General features: G+C 64.4%; 18 protein-coding genes and 1 tRNA gene. 5 read left to right on the top strand and 14 right to left on the bottom strand.

Going from position 1 to position 18,177, the window contains the following annotated elements; genetic code table 11:
• Positions 1 to 16: 16 nt before the first annotated feature.
• From pstB to IT430_12655, 7 genes are all read right to left on the bottom strand, one after another.
• Positions 17 to 925, bottom strand: coding sequence for a phosphate ABC transporter ATP-binding protein (gene pstB / locus IT430_12625; protein ID MCC6908781.1), 909 nt, complete (start codon positions 923 to 925; stop codon positions 17 to 19).
• A gap of 69 nt (positions 926 to 994) precedes the next feature.
• Positions 995 to 1,900 (bottom strand): phosphate ABC transporter permease PstA, encoded by a 906-nt coding sequence (gene pstA, locus IT430_12630; protein ID MCC6908782.1) that lies wholly within the window; start codon positions 1,898 to 1,900, stop codon positions 995 to 997.
• Between the two features lie 25 nt (positions 1,901 to 1,925).
• Complete coding sequence (pstC, locus tag IT430_12635) at positions 1,926 to 2,918, bottom strand: phosphate ABC transporter permease subunit PstC (protein MCC6908783.1); 993 nt, start codon at positions 2,916 to 2,918, stop codon at positions 1,926 to 1,928.
• A gap of 250 nt (positions 2,919 to 3,168) precedes the next feature.
• The gene (pstS, locus tag IT430_12640; protein MCC6908784.1) at positions 3,169 to 4,275 is read right to left on the bottom strand and encodes a phosphate ABC transporter substrate-binding protein PstS; all 1,107 of its coding nucleotides are present in this window, start codon (positions 4,273 to 4,275) and stop codon (positions 3,169 to 3,171) included.
• A 128-nt stretch (positions 4,276 to 4,403) separates the two neighbouring features.
• Positions 4,404 to 5,831, bottom strand: a complete 1,428-nt coding sequence (locus IT430_12645) for a PAS domain-containing protein (GenBank protein MCC6908785.1) — start codon at positions 5,829 to 5,831, stop codon at positions 4,404 to 4,406.
• Between the two features lie 4 nt (positions 5,832 to 5,835).
• A complete protein-coding gene (locus IT430_12650) occupies positions 5,836 to 6,525 on the bottom strand; it encodes a response regulator transcription factor (GenBank protein ID MCC6908786.1) in 690 nt (229 codons plus the stop codon).
• 102 nt (positions 6,526 to 6,627) lie between these two features.
• On the bottom strand, positions 6,628 to 8,385 hold the full coding sequence (locus IT430_12655; protein ID MCC6908787.1) for a Na/Pi cotransporter family protein: 1,758 nt from the start codon (positions 8,383 to 8,385) through the stop codon (positions 6,628 to 6,630).
• A 226-nt stretch (positions 8,386 to 8,611) separates the two neighbouring features.
• Between IT430_12655 and IT430_12660 the strand changes: the two genes are divergently transcribed.
• Positions 8,612 to 8,815, top strand: coding sequence for a hypothetical protein (locus IT430_12660; GenBank protein ID MCC6908788.1), 204 nt, complete (start codon positions 8,612 to 8,614; stop codon positions 8,813 to 8,815).
• A gap of 14 nt (positions 8,816 to 8,829) precedes the next feature.
• Here the strand turns inward: IT430_12660 and IT430_12665 are convergent, their stop codons facing one another.
• Positions 8,830 to 9,306, bottom strand: coding sequence for a hypothetical protein (locus IT430_12665; protein MCC6908789.1), 477 nt, complete (start codon positions 9,304 to 9,306; stop codon positions 8,830 to 8,832).
• A gap of 140 nt (positions 9,307 to 9,446) precedes the next feature.
• Between IT430_12665 and IT430_12670 the strand changes: the two genes are divergently transcribed.
• The gene (locus IT430_12670; protein ID MCC6908790.1) at positions 9,447 to 10,472 is read left to right on the top strand and encodes an NAD(P)-dependent glycerol-3-phosphate dehydrogenase; all 1,026 of its coding nucleotides are present in this window, start codon (positions 9,447 to 9,449) and stop codon (positions 10,470 to 10,472) included.
• Positions 10,473 to 10,514: 42 nt separating this feature from the next.
• Here IT430_12670 and IT430_12675 read toward each other — a convergent pair whose 3' ends face one another.
• Entirely contained in the window at positions 10,515 to 11,276 is a 762-nt protein-coding gene (locus IT430_12675; GenBank protein MCC6908791.1) for a hypothetical protein, read from the bottom strand.
• Between the two features lie 55 nt (positions 11,277 to 11,331).
• Complete coding sequence (locus tag IT430_12680) at positions 11,332 to 12,192, bottom strand: hypothetical protein (GenBank protein ID MCC6908792.1); 861 nt, start codon at positions 12,190 to 12,192, stop codon at positions 11,332 to 11,334.
• 233 nt (positions 12,193 to 12,425) lie between these two features.
• On the opposite strand from IT430_12680, the gene IT430_12685 reads away from it, so the two are divergent.
• Positions 12,426 to 12,746, top strand: coding sequence for a twin-arginine translocase TatA/TatE family subunit (locus tag IT430_12685; GenBank protein ID MCC6908793.1), 321 nt, complete (start codon positions 12,426 to 12,428; stop codon positions 12,744 to 12,746).
• Here the strand turns inward: IT430_12685 and IT430_12690 are convergent.
• From IT430_12690 to pruA, 3 genes are all read right to left on the bottom strand, one after another.
• Positions 12,743 to 12,952 carry a hypothetical protein gene (locus IT430_12690; protein ID MCC6908794.1) on the bottom strand — a complete coding sequence of 70 codons (210 nt, stop codon included), beginning with the start codon at positions 12,950 to 12,952 and terminating at the stop codon, positions 12,743 to 12,745. The genes IT430_12685 and IT430_12690 overlap by 4 nt on opposite strands.
• 845 nt (positions 12,953 to 13,797) lie before the next feature.
• Positions 13,798 to 14,292, bottom strand: a complete 495-nt coding sequence (locus tag IT430_12695) for a hypothetical protein (GenBank protein MCC6908795.1) — start codon at positions 14,290 to 14,292, stop codon at positions 13,798 to 13,800.
• Between the two features lie 580 nt (positions 14,293 to 14,872).
• Positions 14,873 to 16,501 (bottom strand): L-glutamate gamma-semialdehyde dehydrogenase, encoded by a 1,629-nt coding sequence (gene pruA / locus IT430_12700; protein MCC6908796.1) that lies wholly within the window; start codon positions 16,499 to 16,501, stop codon positions 14,873 to 14,875.
• Between the two features lie 158 nt (positions 16,502 to 16,659).
• Here pruA and IT430_12705 point away from each other — a divergent pair.
• Both IT430_12705 and IT430_12710 read left to right on the top strand, forming a co-directional pair.
• A tRNA-Val gene (locus tag IT430_12705) sits at positions 16,660 to 16,733 on the top strand.
• A gap of 865 nt (positions 16,734 to 17,598) precedes the next feature.
• Positions 17,599 to 17,748: a hypothetical protein gene (locus tag IT430_12710; protein MCC6908797.1), complete on the top strand. Its 150-nt coding sequence runs from the start codon at positions 17,599 to 17,601 to the stop codon at positions 17,746 to 17,748.
• Here IT430_12710 and IT430_12715 read toward each other — a convergent pair.
• The gene (locus IT430_12715; GenBank protein MCC6908798.1) at positions 17,738 to 18,139 is read right to left on the bottom strand and encodes a DoxX family protein; all 402 of its coding nucleotides are present in this window, start codon (positions 18,137 to 18,139) and stop codon (positions 17,738 to 17,740) included. The genes IT430_12710 and IT430_12715 overlap by 11 nt on opposite strands.
• Positions 18,140 to 18,177: the final 38 nt, after the last annotated feature.

Raw genomic sequence — 18,177 nt, forward strand, 5'->3', positions numbered from 1 at the left:
GCCCGGCGGGGGCGGCTCAGCCAAAGCGGCCCGTCACGTAGTCGGACGTCTCGGGCACATGCGGGTTCGTAAAGATATCGACGGTCGGCCCATACTCGATCACGTGGCCGAGATACATGAAGGCGGTGTAGTCGCTCACGCGGGCGGCCTGCTGCATGTTGTGCGTCACGATGAGGACCGTGTACTCGCCTTTGAGTTCGTGAATGAGGTCTTCGACCTTGCCCGTGGCGATCGGATCGAGCGCCGAGCACGGCTCATCCATGAGCAGCACCTCGGGCTCGGCGGCGATGGCGCGCGCGATGCACAGCCGCTGCTGCTGCCCGCCCGAGAGGCCAAGGGCCGTCTCGTGCAGCCGGTCTTTCACTTCGTCCCACAGCGCCGCGCCGCGCAGGCTGCGCTCGCACACTTCGGCCAGCACGCGCCGGTCGCGCTCGCCGTCGATGCGCAGCGAGTAGATGACGTTCTCGAAGATGCTCATGGGAAACGGATTGGACTTCTGGAAGACCATGCCCAGGCGCTTGCGAAGTTCGATCACATTCACATCGCGTCCGTAGATATCGACGCCGCGATAGGACATGGAGCCTTCGATGCGGATGTTGTCGATGAGGTCGTTGAGACGGTTCACAGAGCGGATCAGCGTACTCTTGCCGCAGCCGGACGGACCGATGAGCGACGTGACCTTTCCCTCGGGGACCTTCATCGTCACGTCGAAGAGCGCCTGCTTGGCGCCGTAAAAGAGCGAAAAGGCGTTGATGCCCACGACTTCGCTCTCGGTCTGCAACTGCTCGTGCGTGTCCGTCTGCACCGCCTCGCCGCGGGCGATGGCTGCGAGAAGCCCCAAGTTCGACGGCTCGGCAGCCGCGCCGGCGGCGCGCTGAACGCCGCCTGGCTCGGGAACTGCGCGGGATCTCGTGACGTGACTCATGTCAACGGATTGCGGCCGACGTTCTTCCGGGATGAGCAGCGGTTGTTTCATCTTGCTCCATGACGCATCCTACGCCGTGGCGAAGCGCTTCGCCTGCAGGCGGTGCACGGCGAGCCGGATGGTGAGATTGACGATGAAGATGAGAACGATGAGAATGACGATCCCCGCCCACGCCAGCTCCTGCTGGTCGCGGAACGGGCCGGTGGCGAACTGGAACACCGCGACCGTGAGCGACGGAAACGGCTCGCTCGGATCGAGCGTCATCAGGCGGCTGGCGCCCGCCGTGAAGAGCAGCGGCGCCGTCTCGCCGGCGACACGGGCCACGGCGAGCATAATGCCCGTGATGACGCTGCCCGACGCGGCCGGCAGCACCACCTTGAAGATCGTTCGCGCCTTGGTGGCCCCAAGCGCGATCGACGCTTCGCGATAACTGCCCGGCACGAGCCGCAGCATCTCTTCGGTCGTGCGGGCCACGATGGGCACCATGATGAACGCCAGCGCCATGGCGCCGGCGAACCCGTTGGCGTTGCCGATGGGCACCACGAGCAGTTCGTAGCCGAGAATGCCCACGACGATGCTCGGCACGCCCGAGAGCACGTCGGCGATGAATCGCGTGGGCGCGCCCAGCCACGAATTGCTGCTGTATTCGGAGAGGTAGATGCCCGCGAGCATGCCCAGCGGAATGCCGACGCCGCTGGCCAGCGCGATGAGAATGCCGGTGCCGACCAGCGCGTGCGCCATGCCGCCGGGCGATCCTTCCATGCCTTCGGCGATCTCAACCTCGGTAAAGAAGGCGAGGCTGATGTGACTGAAACCCTTGGAGAGCAGGTAGAGCGTCACGAGCGCGAGCACGCCGAGAATGAGCACCGTAAACAGAACGCACAGGCTCATAAACACGCGATTGCTCACGCGCAGGTACGCCTGGTAGAGCGGCCTGGCGTTGCGTTCGTACTTGATGCGACCGGTTGCAGGCATGATGATCCCACCGGGCTGAGAGCGGTCAAAACGCCGCCGCGGTTCTCGATCCCTTTCCAACGACGAGCCAGCGGGCGACGACGTTGAACAGCAGTGACATGACGAGCAGGATGAGCGCGACCTCGCACAGAGCGGCGCGGTGGATTTCGGTGCTCGCCTCGGCGAATTCGTTGGCCAGCAGACTGCTCATGGTTTGCGCCGGCGCGAAGAGCGATGGGTTGATCTGGTTGTTGTTGCCGATGACCATCGTGATGGCCATGGTCTCGCCCGACGCCCTCGCCAGGCCGAGCATCACCGCGCCGAACAAGGCCGAGCGGCTGTAGCGCAGCATCTCCCAGGAACTCTGCCACCATGTGGCGCCCAGAGCCAGCGTGCCTTCGATCTGGGCTCGCGGCACGCTCCGGAGCACGTCGCGGCTGATGGCCGTGATGATCGGCAGGATCATGATCGCCAGCACGACGCCGCCCGTAAACATGTCGCTGCCCGTGAGCGGCACTTCGGAGGTGATCACCGTCGAGCCGCGGCGTGCCGTGTTCTCAAACAGCCAGGCGTTGACGCCGGGAATCCACGAAAGCGCAGCTCGCAAGCCCGGCTCGATGTAGTTCCGCATCGCCGGCCCGAGCACAAAAAGCCCCCACATGCCGTATGCGATCGACGGAATGGCCGCGAGGAACTCAACGAGAAAGGAAATCGAGCCGACGAGCCGCCTCGGACACAGACGCACCAGAAACAGCGCGGCGCCGAAACTGAGCGGCACGGCAATCAGCAGGGCCAGCAGCGAGCTCACCGCGGTGCCATAGATCACCGGCAGCGCGCCGAAACTCGGCGGAATCGTCTCCATCACGACTTCGCCGTCTTCAATGAGGACGCGTCCGTCGGCGCCCTTCATGGGCACATTGAGTTCGTTCGGCCGCCAGTCGGTGGTGACGAGGAATTTCAGGCCGTACTCCTCGATGCTCGGCCACGCCGCAATGGACAGGACGACGAGCAGCGCTGCGAGCATCAAGAGGACGCTCACGGCGCCCATCCGTGCGAGGCCGGCCATGAGTGCATCGCTGTTGAGCGGGCTGCGCCTGGCCTCAAGTGGCTTGCGCCGGCGAGCGCCGGGTCGCAGCGCACTGATCGGCGAGGATGAAGCGGCTTGTGACACTGTTCAGCGGCCCGATTTCGCTTTGACTTTGAATACAGCGGAGGCGGCAGAGTCGCAATCGCGTACTCTGCCGCTTCCGCGGGATGTTGCACGGTCGCCGTCGGCGCCGGCTCAGGCTTTACTGGCCGACCTTGAGGCGCTCGCCCTTGTAGGTGAGCATCCGCAGGGCTCCTTCGACTTTCTTCTGCACCGGCTTCGCAAGGGGAGCGTAGTCGAGTTCCTCGGCGAACTTCTGCCCGTCATGCGTGGCCCACCAGAGGAAGTCCACGAGCGCCTGCGCCTCTTCCTTGTTCTCCAGGTTGTTCAGATCCCGGTAGACGATCAGGTACGTGAACGAGGCGATGGGGTAGGCGTCGCTGCCGGGCTGATTCCAGATGTCTGCGGCGAGGATCGCGCCGCTCATCTTCGAGACGGCACCGGCGCCGGCCATCGAGACGCTCTCGGGAGAAGCCTTGACCATGTTCCCGTCGCGATTCTGCACGTAGCCGTAGGCGAGATCGTTGTTGTCGGCGTAGCCCTGCTCGACGTAGCCCAGCGCGCCGGGCGTCTTCTGCACGACCGCCGTCACACCTTCGTTGCCCTTGCCGCCCTGGCCCAGAGGCCACTTCACCTGCTTGCCCATGCCGATGGTCGAGGTAAACTCGTCGCTCTGGGTGGCAAGGTAGTTGGTGAAGATGAACGTCGTGCCCGAACCGTCGGTCCGCCACACCGGCGTGATCGCCGTGTCGGGCAGTTTCACGCCGTGGTTGAGCGACGCGATGGCGCGATCGTTCCACCGGGTGACCTTGCCCATGTAGATCTCGGCCAGCAGTTCGCCAGTAAAGCGGATGTCGCCCTCGACGCCCGGCAGGTTGTAAGTCGGTACGACGCCGCCGGCGCACGAGGGGATTTCGATAAGGTTGTCAGCGCCCCCTGCGGCTTCCAACTCCCTCTTGCTCATGGGGGCGTCGCTGCCGGCAAAATCGACGGTCTTGTCGGTGATGTTCTTGATGCCGCCGCCTGAGCCGATCGACGCGTAGTCGATGAGGATGTCTGGATGCAACAGCTGGTACTCGGCGACGAGCCTCTTGTAGAACGGAGCAGGGAATGTCGCGCCCGAGCCGGCCAGCCGGATCTCCGACCCGACGGCCGCTTCCGCCCCAGCCGCACCGGCCGGCATGCCCGCCGCCACAAGCAGAGTCGCGGCACACGCCACCGCACTGGCCCCACGTGAAATCAGGTTCATCTGCAATCTCCTGTGTGTTTGAATCGCATCTTCAGTCACGCACCAGAGCATAAAGCCGCTGTGTTAGCGTTCGATGAGCGCGTGGATAGTTTCGCATAAACCAGCGTCACCGCATGGAGAGCCGCCCGTTACGATCGTGCAAGGGGCTGCTGCTCATCGGCTTGCGGCCCGTTGCCCAGGGCTGGCAGGAACATCTGAAAAGTGCTGCCCCGACCGGGCGCGCTCTGCACTTCGACCCGCCCGCCGTGCGCCTGGCAGATGTGGCGGACGATCGACAACCCCAGGCCGGTGCTGCCGACCTGCCGGCTGCGGCCCTTGTCCACGCGGTAGAAGCGCTCGAAGATGCGCGAGAGGTGCTGGGGCTCGATCCCCTCGCCCCGATCGACGACGGAGATTGCCACGCCCCCATCCACCGCCGCGCCCACGACATGCACCTCGCTGCCCGGCGGGCTGTACTTGATGGCATTCTCGATGAGGTTCACCAGCGCCTGTTCGAGCAGTTGCCGGTTCATGCGCACGCGCAACTCCGGCTCGCACTCGGTGTGAATCTTCGTCTGCCTCGCGTCGGCCAGCATCTGGCACGCCTCGACGGCGCTGTTGATGAGTGAGGACACCGCACCCGGCTCAACCTCCAGAGCCGCGCGGCCTTCCTGCTGGTCGAGTCTGGCCAGCGTGAGCAGGTCTTCGAGGATGGCGAACATCCGGTCCGCATGGCGGCGGATGATCTCAAGCAGTCTCTGCACGTCTTCGGGGCTGTGCTCGGAATGATCAAGCAGCGTCTCAACCGCGCCCTTGACTGCGGTGATCGGCGTGCGCATCTCATGGGAGACGTTGGCGACGAAGTCGCGACGGACGGTTTCAAGTCGGCGCAACTGCGTGACGTCGTTGAGCACGAGCAGCGCGCCGATCCGCCCTTCCGCCGCTCCGTGGAGCACGGTCGCCGTCACGAGCAGGATACGTTCGGCTTCGCGGGCTTCGCCGGCTCCCTCGGCTCTTCGTACGATCACTTCACCCTCGACCGGCCCGGCGGCCGTGAGCGCTTCGGAAACGAGCCGATGCAGCGCTGAACTGCGGACCACGGCCTGAATGCTGCGGTCGATTGCCGAGGCCGGCTCGATCCCGAGCAGTTTCGACGCCGCCCGGTTCATGGTCATCACGCGCTCTTCGGCGTCTACGGCGATGACGCCCTCGACCATGCTCGAGAGGACGGCTTCAAGTTCGTTGCGCTGCCGGACGACCGCCTGGAATCGCTCGTCGAGTTGGGAGGCCATGTGGTTCATTGCTTCCGCGACCCGGGCCACCGCTTCAGAGCCGATAGTGCTGATGCGTCGATCGAGTTTGCCTCGGGCAAACCGCTCCGCCCCCCACTGCAGCCGCTCGAGGTCGCGCCGCTCGCGCCGCGCGCGGGCCATCAGCAGGCCCGCGAGCACGATCGCCAGCGCGGCCAGCGCGATGCACGCGACGAGCAGCGAGTCGGCGCCGGCGTCCGTCACGACCAGCGTGGCGCCGATCTGAGCCGTATTGAGAGTCGCCGGGGCGGGAAACAGGTGAGGCACGACTTCACTCCTTGAAGCGATAGCCTACCCCTCGAATCGTCTCGATGTAGTCCCCGCACTTGCCAAGTTTGCGGCGAAGCGCCACGATCTGCACATCCACGGACCTCTCCGTCACCGGATAATCGTCGCCGCGCACGGCGTCGATAATCTGCTGGCGTGTGAATACGCGTCCCGGATGACGCGCCAGCCAGGAGAGCACGCGAAACTCGGTGATCGTGAGGTCGAGTCTCCGCTTCTCCACGGTCACTTCGTGGCGGACCGGGTCGATTTCCAACTGGTGGACACGGACCAGCGCGCTGTCGTCGATGGGCTCCGACTGGCTGTGGCGGCGAAGCACCGCCCTGATGCGCGCCAGCAGCACCCGCGGGCTGAAGGGCTTGGTAATGTAGTCGTCGGCCCCGAGTTCGATGCCGGCCACGATGTCTGCCTCATCGCCCTTGGCGGTGAGCATCACAATCGAGATGTCGCGCGTCTGCGGATCGCTCCGCAGGGCCCGGCAGACCTCCAGCCCATCGGCGCCGGGCAGCATGAGATCGAGCAGAATCAGATCGACGCGCTTCGACCGGGCGGCGCGCAGGGCGGTCTCGCCGGTCGTAACGCAGTCCACTTCATAGCCTTCCCGCCTCAGGTTGTACGCCACAAGTTCGAGGAGGTCCTCCTCGTCATCCACCACCAAGATGTGCCCCTTGGACATGTCGGTCTCCCATGTTTCGGTTGCCCAAGTTTAGGGAGAGTGCGCAACGGTTCGGTTAGGACGCCGTCAGGAATCGGTGTCGCCGGGCGCCCGGCGAGGGCGTCACTTATCGCCCGCGACTGCCTCGGCGACGTTGAGGCAGTGATCCTTGAGCCGGCGGTAATTGAGCAGCATGGTCAGATACGAAGTGCTCACAATCGGCTCGATGCGCGTCGCCGAGAGGCTCGTCAGGTGAATGCTGCGCAGGTCCTTGATGCGCTTGGTCACCGCGGCGCCTGCGGAATGGGCCCGGCTGATCACATCCACGCGGTTGTGCTCGAACGCGTCGATTACCAGCAACAAGTAATCGGAGACGAGCATGTGCAGGCTTTCGAGGTCTTTGCGCTGCGTATCGGTGAGTTCGAACCCGGCGTTGCGGATCTTCAGTTCGGCTTTGACGATGACCGCGATGGTGTCGCTGATCGACTCCATTTCGTCCGCAACGCGCAGCTGGCGCCGGCTCTCTTCGATCACGCTGTGCGGCACGCCGCCCGAGAGCAGATCCGAGAGGAAGTGCACGACTTCGTGCTCCATCGCGTCGAGAACCTCCTCGCGGTGGAAGAGCTTTTCGATTCGCCGGTCATCCTTCTCGTTGGTGAAGATGATCCGCGCCGCCCAGGTCATCATCTTCGACGCCCCGGCCGCCATCTTGAGAATCTCGGCGTGCGACTGTTCAATGGCGATCAGCGGCGTCTCGAGCATGCGCACGTCCAGCGACGAGAGATGGGCCGTTTCCTTGGTGGCCTTGGCGGGAACGAGCCGCTCGAGCGCGCGAGCAAACAGCCTGACGAACGGCAGAAAGAGAATCGTATTGAGTACGTTAAAGCCGGTGTGCGTCGTGGCGATCGCCAGCGTCATCACCTGCTCGAATTCCGCTTCACTCGCGACGCCCTCGTGCGTGAGGCCCAGGGGGTGATAGCCGGCATCCTTGTGGACGAACCAATCCACGCCCCTGAGGTAGAGCGCAAAAATGGTGGTGATCCACGCCACGCCGATGACATTGAAAAGCACGTGCGCGTACGCGGCCCGTTTGGCGTTGGTTGTGGCGCCGATCGACGCCAGCACCGCGGTGATCGTCGTGCCGATGTTCTCACCGAGCACGAGCGCCGCCGCGGTTTCAAAGGGGATAACGCCCGTGGATGCGAGGCTGATGGTAATGGCCAGCGTCGCCGAGGACGACTGGACGATGAGCGTCAGCAGACACCCGACCGCCGCGCACTTGAGCACCCCAAAGTACGAGTCGGCGGCAAACCACGCGAAAGCATCGACGAACGCAGGAATCTCGCGGACGGGCTTGAACCCGTCTTTCATGAGCTCCAGGCCGAAGAACACCATGCCCAGGCCCATGATCGCCATCGCCGCGTAGCGGACGCGCTCTCGCTTTGTGAACAGAAATGCCAGTGCCGCCGCGCCGAGCATCGGCAGGCCGTACTTGCCCACGTGCAGCACAAGGATCCAGCCGGTGATCGTCGTGCCGATGTTGGCGCCCATGATGACGCCGATGGCCTGATGCAGGAGCATCAGCCCGCTGTTGACGAAGCCCACCACCAGCACGGTCGTGATCGAACTCGACTGGAGGAAGCAGGTCACCGCCGTACCCGTGCCCACCGCCAGCAGGCGGTTGTCGGTCACAGCGCTGATCATCTTGCGCAGGCTGTTGCCGGCGATGGCCTGCATTCCGTCGGAGAGATTTTTCATCCCCAGCAGGAACAGACCGAGCCCGCCGATGACCATCAGCACCAGACCAGCGAGCGCATCCACTTCGCCCTGGGCCAGCGTGAGTAGCGCCATCGCGTCGCCAGGGGCGGTGCCGGTCAACATGCCAGACGTGTTCCCATCGGTCAGAAAGGGTGAAAGAGGCCGCCATCCACGAAGTCCGCCCGGCGTCCACCCGCCGGCACGGCCCCGACGCCACGTTAGCATTCGGTTCCGATTCTAACAATCGCCTCCGGCGAGTCATGCGGCGGTCAACTCAACTTTGCCCGGACCGATGCCCAGCCCGCTATCATCGTCTGCCCCGCTTCACCGGGGATGCCTCGGATTGGTCATGTGGCACAGATTCTGCAACTTCATCGGTGGGCTGCTGGCCCTGGCCCGATTCGCGACCATGGGCGCGCTGGGCAGGCACAACCGGTACTGGCAGTGGCGCCGGTCAACCGCTTTCGGCGATTTTGAGGTGCCGCCGCGCGAGAAGAGGCGGGCTCTTCTCGACTACGGCCGGTGGGTGCACATGATGCGGCGCTTTCGCTGATGGTCAGGCGGCGATCAGGAGGCCAGCAGCGCCAATATCCCGACGAGCGCTGCGGCCCAGGCGGTCCAAGCCGTCGCCCTCTCGCTGCGGCTGAACGAACCCCGGCTGAGCCACGTCAGCGCCGGGCTGCACGCCACGCCAAGGGCGATCTGCCGCGGTCTGCTGCCCAGCCACTGTTTCGTTGGCTGCAGGCCACGGACTGCCTTATGGGTGATGAACGACGCCAGCAGCGCCAGGGGCACCATTGCGCCAAGCAGGGCCGTGTTGTCGGTCACGAGGCGGCCCAGAAGCAGACCGCCGACAATCAGCCCCGCCGTCTGCACAAAGCCGCGTTCGAATGAGCCGGCTTCCCCGACCACGTCGGCCACTCGACCTCGCACGCCGGCCGAACCTGTCGGCGGGACTGGTTCTGACTCGAACGAAAGCGCCTTGGCCATCGCCGTGTCGATCGCGGCGGCCGTAGGCTGCGGAACGTACTCTCTGCGTCTCATGGGACTCTCCGACTCTGAAGTCTGGGGGCTGAATGCCACCGTCTCCCCCTTGTTCCGAGTTGCGCGCCTCCCCTTTCACCGCGCGTGCTGAGCGACCGTAGAATGCCATCAGCCGGGGCCGCTTGAGGAAAGAGGTTAAGGTGGAGGATCGTTCTGCAATCCGCAGGGTCGCCGTCATCGGCGACGGCCAGATGGGCATCGTGCTGGCGATGATCCTCGATTTCGGCCAGGTGCCCGTCACGCTCTGGGGCCGCAGTGCCGAGCACATTGCCGACCTGCAGCGCCATCGCACATCGGAGCGCCACCTGCCCGGCGTGCGGATTCCCGAGACCATCACCACTACCGCTGATGAAGACGAAGCGCTGCGAGACGCCGACCTCGTTGTCTGCGCCGTGCCGACGCAATTCATCCGTCCCGTCTTCAAGCGATTCGCCGGCCGCATTCCGCCCGGCGTCGGCGTGGTGAGCGCCTCCAAGGGCATCGAAAACGGCACGCTGCTGCGGCCGACCTGCGTCATTGCCGAGGTCATCGGCGACGGTTCGGTTCGGCCGCTCGCGACGCTGTGCGGACCCACCATCGCCGAAGAACTCACGCGGCGTCTTCCCGCAACGATGGTCGCCGCCTGCGAGTCGCACGACTTCGCCGTGGTCGTGCAGGGGCTCTTCAGCGCTCCGTGGATGCGCATCTATACGCTGACGGATATGCTGGGTGTTGAACTGGCCGGCGCGACCAAGAACGTCATCGCCATCGCGGCAGGCATCGTGGACGGGCTCGAACTGGGCTACAACGCCAAATCCGCCTTGCTGGCGCGCGGCCTGGCGGAGATCACGCGACTGGGCGTCGCCATGGGCGCTTCGGCCGAGACATTCTTCGGCATCGCTGGCGTCGGCGACCTCGCCACCACCTGCTTCAGCCCCCTCGGGCGCAACCGCTCCTGCGGCGAAGCGCTCGGACGCGGCCGCTCGCTTTCGCAGTATCTTCACTCGACGCAGTCAGTCGTGGAAGGCGTGGCGACGACGCAGTCCGTCACGGCGCTGGCCAGACAGCACGGCGTCGAGATGCCGATCACCGAAGCGGTGCACGCCGTCCTCTTCGAGCGTCTGCCTCCGAAGCAGGCGATCGCGATGCTGATGGAGCGGGAATCCAAGCCCGAGCGCATTGGATAGCGCATCCGGTGCTGCGGCGGGCATCGCTTCCCGTCGTTTCGGTCAGGCCACCGCCGGCTTGCCGTGCTTCTGACCTTCGGCGCCGGGCTTGCTCGCGAAGGCGTCCTGCTGCATGACGAAGCCGATCACAGCGGTGACGAGGACGATGAGCGGCAGGATCACCGGATTGCCGCTGAAGTCCTGGCGCAGAGCCGGCTGCCATGCGTCAACCTGCATGAGCAGCGTCACGACCCCAATGACGAGCACCACGGCGCCCGCCACGCACGTCATCGCCACGATCACCACCCGGTAGAGAATGAATGACAGCAGCCCGAACGTGACGAGCCCGATGAGCGCGCCGGCGTAGTACGTGTCCGGCGGCATGTTCGAGATCGACCACACGTTGGCGCCGACGAACGCGCCTGCCAGACCGCCGCACGCCGCGATGGCGTACTTCATCAGCGGCCAGGCAACCACCGCTGTAAGCACGCCCACGCACGCGGCGATGATCAGGCTGCTCTCCATGGACTTACTGAGTAGAAAGCCCAGACCCATACCCGTCAGGAACGCGACGGTGATGACGATCCACTTGTGCCAGCGATAGCCGTTGATCACGCTCAACAGGCCGACGGTGACGAAGATGCCCGCCCAGACGAAGTGCAACTGCTGCAGCACATCGAGCAGTTCATCGGGCCGGCTGAGGATGTCCAGCCGGTGCATGTTCTCAAGGAAAAGGTGAAACGGGTTGAGCCCGACTTCGGACAGGGATTCGCGCAGTCCGGCGGTCGAACCGGCTGGCGCCGTCGCAAGCGTAAACAGGTGCATGTCTCTGGCCTCGATCTTCGGGTTACCATCGCGGGACTGGCGCCCCGCCCACCGGTTACCCTTTATCGGCCTTCTTGACGCCGAGGCTCAATTGAATGAAGAGCCCGATAACCGCTACCCCCAGCCACAGCGCCAGCGTCATCGCCGCAGACTTGGGCGCGATCGAATCGAGCGAGAGACCCGAGCGCGTCGCCAGCCAGTAGCCGCTGGTAAGGATAATGAGCGACCCGGCCAGCGAGGTGACGACGCCCGCCGCAAGGGCCGGCGCAAGAATGCCGAAGACGATGCCGCCGATCACGCCGCCGGCCGCGAAGAGAATCGTCATCCACTTCTGACTGCCGGGCGCATCGCTCCAGTTCTGCGCGGCCGTCTCGAGGATGAAGCTAACGGTGTCTTCAAGACGCTGTCGCCACGCGGGCTGCTCGACCTCGTCGACTTGCCCCTCCTCGGTCGCCTCGCGCGCCTTCTTGCGCCGCTCGAGCAACTGCTCGGCCGCGCGATCGAGCGTATCGCTAGGCTCGCGCAACTCTTTGAGCAGCAGTTCACCATCGGAAATCGGCGAACCCTGCTGCCCTTCGTACATTCCAGTCAGTTCGGCATAAGTGAAGAATCCCAGCGGCGCCGCCAGGCCCAGGCTCAGCGCCAGCAGCAGCGCCATCACGAAGCGATACGCGACGATCGAGATCAGCCCCGCGACCGCAGCGCCGATGCCCACCGGCCAGAGGATCGACCACTCATGCGGCAGGGCCGCGCCCGCAACGAACCCCACCGCCGCCCCGAGCACCAGCGCCGCCAGCACGAGCATCGGGCGAAACAGCCGCCGGCCGAAGATCCACACCACGAACCCGGCCAGCAGGGCCAGCGCCACGGCGCCATGCACGCTCCAGGGCACACTGTCGAGCAGATCGGGGATCATGAGGAGCTTCCTTTGTCGCCACCGGTTCGCACGGGCAGCGGCCGGACGATCGTAGCCGCAATCCGGCCCGACCCGCCCGAGCCGCTGCAGCACAGGCGGGCGGAAAGTCGATGCAATGCCAGTGCTTTGATTGCGTATACTTCATGCAGGATTTCACGCAGCGGCGGCCGATGTGCCACGTTTCTGCACGGTTCGCCGCCGCCTCGACCGATGGCCAGGAAAGGCGGAAGGTCATGCTCAGCCTCGCTCTGTTCGGCTTGCCCGGCGGTTCGGAATGGATCGTCATCGGCCTCATCGCCCTGCTCGTGTTCGGCAAGCGCCTGCCCGAAGTCGGCCGCTCGCTGGGCCAGGGGATCGTGCAGTTCAAGAAGGGCCTCAAGGGCATCGAGGACGAGGTGGAATCCGCGTCCAACCGCCGCGACGAAGACGCGCCGCTCAAGCCCTACGACAAGCGCCTCGGCGGTGATGAAGCCGAACTCCGCCGCCTCCAGGAGCAAGGCGCCGCCCCCACCCAGTTCAAACAGGAACGTGCCGCCAGCGAACCGTCGGCCTAGCGGTCGAACGCCGTACCCGGCGGCTCCAGTTGCACGAACTTCACCTTGAGCCCTTTGCCCCGGCTCGCCTTCTTGCTCTCGAGGTAGCGGTCCGCTTCGATCTGCTCGGTGAGGCTGTGCTGCTCGACGCTGCCCGAGTCGCCGCTCGCCTTGGCGGGGCCTTGGGCGCTCTGTTTGATCGCCTGCTCGATGTCGGACTCAGCCATCCCTTGTCCTCGTACATTTCGATGAGAACTGCCATGCGCTTGCGCCACCGCCGCTGCCGCTGGGCGTAGGTATTGACCGCGGTGGAAACCGGCCGCCCCTCCAGGTGCGCCACCCACGCCTCCTGCACCGCGTCTTCACGATCCAGCGCAGGGACAAAGCGCAGCTCGATCACGAGTCGGCCAGGGTGATCCAGAGGTGGATGCACATGGTCCATCCGTCAGGTACGGACGGATGAAAGGCTCAGGGATTGCGGATGGGGAGGGGTGACGGCGAAGTCGTTACACGGGTAGACGTTGACGAGGAGATCAGCGTAAAGCGAGGCAGGATTCCACGACGAGACCGGCCTAGCCGCGCAGCAACTGCCGCGAGCAATTGTCGCGGCGATTCGCCGTTAGGGGACATGAGATGAATGGCGCTGAGATATTGGCGTCGATCCAATCTGCTTAGTTTGACAATGCCCTGAAACAGTCGCTATTCCACTTTCTTTGGAAGTCCGGTCCACCCTTTCGGCAACTTTCCACCGCGGAAGATATCGGAGAGGATTTCAGCGTCGGACTTCCATTCAATCGAATCGCGGGTTTGGCGCTTGATCGTGATTGGATTAAACTCTCGTCTCAGTGCGCTGAGCGGAATTCCATGATCCAGAGGGATTGAACGAATTGACCGATCTTGGATGATTGAACGATCTGGAATTACCGAGTGATGTGCCATCTTGTGTCCCGTCCAGTTGAATGTAGCCGCAACTTGGAAAAAGTACCCCGTACGGCTTCGATCAGCGGATGGTAACGCCTTCGCGATCTGAAGGAAGCGCGCAGCCCGCCAATTGGGATGATAAACTTCACCGTCATCCGCCGGGCTTCCAATCCTTCGCGAGCGATACGAGCATCGTCGTCATGAACTGTTTCACACGATCCACCATCGCCGGGTCATCTTGCCAGTCCTCGTACTGCTCGGTCCCTTTCGGCTTCAGCAGTTTGTGCATCTCTTCTTCGAACCACTTATCCACGTATGCCTGTGCCTTGGATCGCTGGCTCGACTCGTCCATTGTGGCCAATTGCTTGATCCAAGCATCCGGGTCTCCGGCGTTGACGCCCGAATTCATAACTTCGTGTTGAGCGAGCAATGCAGCATGGGCCTTTGCGATCGCGTATGCCTTGTCGTCGTCAACGCGGGAATTCCCGCCCAGCCATGACCAGATTCCACAGCACCCGGAGAGCAGGACAACTAGTACGACCCCACCGAGGATGTAGTCCTTCATTGTGACTGGCTTGGACGCCGGGGATTCAGAAGTTGTCGCGGTAGACTCGGGTTGCTGATCACTGCTGAACTCAGACATCATGGCGGTACCTCCGGGGAGAAAGGCAGGGAACGCTAGCCTGCCTAGAGGGCGGGCAATGACATGGCGTCTCACCCTGCGGGCCGGCATAGTGAGTCCCAAACTGAGTGAGTGTAACGGGCGTCTTGTGGGATTGCGAGCGGTCCGATCCCCCTACATCGCCATCCCGGCGATCCGCTCCGTCGTCGTCACTCTTCGCCCGCAGTGCCGACACTCCCGCCTGCGGATCGCTCCAAGTGGAATCCGCCGGGTGTAGATGACCTCGAAGTGAGCGCACCCGCACTTCGGGCACAAAATCCCACGGGGTTCGGGGTCGCGCTTCGGCCTGGTCGCCATTTCCCTCATCGCCGCCCTCCCTGGAGATCAGAGAGACGGATGCGGCGGCGTGGCGTCGGTTGCGCGTCGGTGCCACAGAGAACGGCGCCCTGCATCGACGCCGCAACCGCACAACCCACCAGACAGTCGAGCCAGTGGTTGTCCAGGCCATCGACACGGAGTTTCCGTTCGTCGACCGTCCGCCCGCGGCCTTGCGTCTTGACGCGGTACTCGCTGGTCAGATGTTCGCCAATTGTCCCTTCACCGCTCACTCCATATACGGCATGCGATAGTCGCGGGGCGGGTCGAAGTTCTCTTTGATCGTCCGCACGCTGGTCCAGCGCAGCAGATTGAGCGCTGAGCCCGCCTTGTCATTGGTGCCGCTAGCCCGCGCACCGCCGAAGGGTTGCTGCCCCACCACGGCGCCCGTCGGCTTGTCATTAACATAAAAATTGCCCGCGCTGTAGCGCAGCGTCTCCGCCGCCGTTGCGATCGCCCGGCGATCATTCGCAAACACCGCGCCCGTCAGGCCGTAGGGCGACGTGCGGTCCACCAGCGCCAGCGCTTCTTCAAACGACCCGTCGTATACATGCACGCTCAACACCGGACCGAAGATCTCTTCGCACATGCTCGGCACCTGAGGATCGCGTGCCTCGATGAGCGTCGGCTGTACAAACCATCCCTCGCGCCCATCGCAGCCGCCGCCGGCGAGGAGCGTTGAACCCTTCGACTCGCGCGCCGCTCCAATGTAATGCGCGCACTTCTCAAAAGACTGCCGGTGAATCACCGCTCCCATGAAGTTGCCAAAGTCGGTTACATCGCCCATGCGGATCGTCCCGATCTCGCTGACCAGCCGGTCGCGGATCCGGCTCCACATCAACCGCGGCAGATAAGCGCGCGACAGGGCGGAACACTTCTGCCCCTGGAATTCGTACGCGCCGCGGATCAGCGCTGCGACGACCGCATCTGCATCCGCCGACTCGTGCGCGATGAGAAAGTCCTTGCCGCCCGTTTCGCCCACGAGCCGGGGGTAGTCGCGATATTGATCGAGATTCGCGCCGACCATGCGCCAGAGGCTGCGAAAGACGGCGGTCGAGCCGGTGTAGTGCAGCCCGGCAAAGTCGCGCTGCGAAAGCACGAGGCGCGTTACCATCTCCGCGTCGCCAGTCACGAAGTTGATCACGCCCGGCGGCAGGCCCGCCTCCTCGAACAACTGCATGAGTAGCGCGTTGCTGTAGAGCGCGTGCGGCGAGGGCTTCCAGATCACGGTATTGCCCATCAGTGCCGGAGCGTGCGGCAGGTTGCCGGCGATGCTCGTGAAGTTGAAAGGCGTAACCGCGTAGACAAAGCCTTCGAGCGGCCGCGCCTCGACTCGATTCCACGTGCCGCGCGGCGAGACGTCCGGCTGCGTCTGCTCGATCAGCCGCTCCATGTACTTCACGTTGAACCGGAAGAAATCGATGAGTTCGCACGCGGCATCGATCTCGGCCTGGTGGCAGGTCTTGGACTGATTGAGCATTGTCGCCGCGTTGAGCCGATCGCGCCACGGCCCGGCGAGCAGATCGGCAGCGCGCAGGAAGATGGCGCCGCGATCCTGCATCGACATCGCGGCCCAGTCAGCCTTGGCCGCTCGCGCCGCTTCGATCGCCGCCACCACCTCCGCTTCGCCGGCCTGATGCACCGTTGCCAGCACGTGCGCGAGCCGATGCGGCACGCGCGCCTCGGCGATGCGACCGGTGCGCACCGCCCGCCCGCCGATGATCAGCGGCAGTTCGACTGGCTCACCCTGCTGGCGATCAAGTTCGCGTTGGAGCGAATCGCGCTGCGCCGTGCCGGGTGCGAATGAGAGGACCGGCTCGTTGACCGGCTCGGGAAAGCTGCCCACGCCATGTGCCATGCAAAGTGCTCCGCTGCGAATGTTCATGAGCGGCTCCGCACCAGCGGCGGGCCCTGTTCCATTCTACGGACCAGCACACCCGGGCAAGCCAGCCGGCGCCCAAGCCGAGCCAAGCCCGACGTTTGACCGATGTAGCCGCCGCCCTACCATCCCTCACCGGGCGATTAGTTCAGTTGGCTAGAACGCACGGATCACACCCGTGAGGTCACTGGTTCGAGTCCAGTATCGCCCACTTTCGACAAGCTCAGCCGAGCAAAGAGGTTGCGGGTACCGCTTTGCCATCGCCATGCACGCATGGCGCGGCTCCAGTTTCAGTAGTCTACTGAGAGTTGGAGCTCGCGCCCGTGTCACCGAAAAAAACGCAACGCCGATCGATCAATCGCGCAGCGCCGCGCGCACTCCTCACGCGCCTAGCGCGAGGCGCGGTTCCCTTCCTGCAGCCTCCACAAGGCCTCCGGCCAGGCCGTGGTTCGACTCAACGGACACCACCACTACCTCGGACCATTCGACTCCTCAATCAGCCGCGAGCGCTACGCCCGGCTCATCGCTGAGTTGGAGGCGAACGAACGCGCCATGCCCGTGCAGCGCGGCTGAGACGCCACCATCGCGCAAGTCATCGACGTTCTGGAGACATGCCAAGTCCTGTTACCGGCGTCCCGATGGGACGCACTGGCGGGCATGTTGCGGACGGTACTGGGACACCGAGTGCCGATTCTCATGGAAGATGTGCTGCGTGGCCGCGCGCCGCGCGAGCGACTAGAGTCGCGGATGAGCACGCCGCCACTGGCAATTCGAGTCGCGCTGGTTTGCGCTCTGGCGTGGGCGGCGATACCTCTCGACGGAAATGGCGCCCGCTCTGGCGGATGGGCAGTTCGAGGCCTTCGACATCCGGGAGGTAAGGTCACCGGTTCAGCCAAGCCGATCAGAGGGTGACCCAATTCTCCACGGAGAGTGGGCGTGAAACCTGTCCGCGTTGATGCCCCGCCGCAAGCGCCGGCGGAGGACGACGGCTGCCGTGATTCCCGAGAGCGCCGATGTCAGTCACGCCCTCATTGCCGAAGTCAGCGACTTCACGCGCTGGGGGGATGAAGGTCCCTGTGCCTGACTTCGGCACGGTCGACGTTGCCGCACTGGCCATCGCGATCTTGGCAGCCAAATGCCGCGCGATGCATGGCTGGATCGTCACCCTCGCCGCCAACTTTGAGGCGACAGATTTCGCTCGCGGTTCTGATTGGCTCATACTCTGATCTGGCGGAGGAAGCGGCGGCGGTCGATCCACGCGACGATCGCACAACATGCAGAGACCGTCAGCGCCAGAGCGAAGAGCAGGCCGCCGTCGTCATGAACGACGATCCCCAGGCGGGTGAGATGGCTTGCAATGGCGCCGAGCATGATGCCCAGACCCAGCAGCGCGCCCAGCCACCCCGTGGAGGGAATGAGCAGCAGCACGGCCGCGGCCAGTTCGGCCACCCCTGACAACCATCGGCCCCACGGCTCCACGCCAAGCGTCGAAAAGATGTACACGCTCTCAGCCGAGCCGCTGAACTTGAAGAAGAGCGTTTGGAGGAGAATGACTGCGGCAAGGATGCGCGCGACCCATCCCACGACTGCGACAAATCCGTGCGGGGCAGCGGTCATGACGCGATCATAGGCGATCGCGTTGTGCCCGCAACTGG

The organism is Phycisphaerales bacterium (genome assembly GCA_020852515.1).
Lineage (GTDB): Bacteria > Planctomycetota > Phycisphaerae > Phycisphaerales > UBA5793 > UBA5793.

What these genes read in the sequence shown, in the direction of transcription:
- pstB (MCC6908781.1), bottom strand. Translation starts at nt 925, where the DNA reads ATGAGTCACGTCACGAGATCCCGCGCAGTTCCCGAGCCAGGCGGCGTT.
- IT430_12715 (MCC6908798.1), bottom strand. Translation starts at nt 18,139, where the DNA reads ATGACCGCTGCCCCGCACGGATTTGTCGCAGTCGTGGGATGGGTCGCG.
- IT430_12655 (MCC6908787.1), bottom strand. Translation starts at nt 8,385, where the DNA reads ATGTTGACCGGCACCGCCCCTGGCGACGCGATGGCGCTACTCACGCTG.
- IT430_12665 (MCC6908789.1), bottom strand. Translation starts at nt 9,306, where the DNA reads ATGAGACGCAGAGAGTACGTTCCGCAGCCTACGGCCGCCGCGATCGAC.
- IT430_12695 (MCC6908795.1), bottom strand. Translation starts at nt 14,292, where the DNA reads ATGATGTCTGAGTTCAGCAGTGATCAGCAACCCGAGTCTACCGCGACA.
- pstA (MCC6908782.1), bottom strand. Translation starts at nt 1,900, where the DNA reads ATGCCTGCAACCGGTCGCATCAAGTACGAACGCAACGCCAGGCCGCTC.
- IT430_12675 (MCC6908791.1), bottom strand. Translation starts at nt 11,276, where the DNA reads ATGCACCTGTTTACGCTTGCGACGGCGCCAGCCGGTTCGACCGCCGGA.
- IT430_12690 (MCC6908794.1), bottom strand. Translation starts at nt 12,952, where the DNA reads ATGGCTGAGTCCGACATCGAGCAGGCGATCAAACAGAGCGCCCAAGGC.
- IT430_12650 (MCC6908786.1), bottom strand. Translation starts at nt 6,525, where the DNA reads ATGTCCAAGGGGCACATCTTGGTGGTGGATGACGAGGAGGACCTCCTC.
- IT430_12685 (MCC6908793.1), top strand. Translation starts at nt 12,426, where the DNA reads ATGCTCAGCCTCGCTCTGTTCGGCTTGCCCGGCGGTTCGGAATGGATC.
- IT430_12680 (MCC6908792.1), bottom strand. Translation starts at nt 12,192, where the DNA reads ATGATCCCCGATCTGCTCGACAGTGTGCCCTGGAGCGTGCATGGCGCC.
- pruA (MCC6908796.1), bottom strand. Translation starts at nt 16,501, where the DNA reads ATGGCACATGGCGTGGGCAGCTTTCCCGAGCCGGTCAACGAGCCGGTC.
- pstS (MCC6908784.1), bottom strand. Translation starts at nt 4,275, where the DNA reads ATGAACCTGATTTCACGTGGGGCCAGTGCGGTGGCGTGTGCCGCGACT.
- IT430_12660 (MCC6908788.1), top strand. Translation starts at nt 8,612, where the DNA reads ATGTGGCACAGATTCTGCAACTTCATCGGTGGGCTGCTGGCCCTGGCC.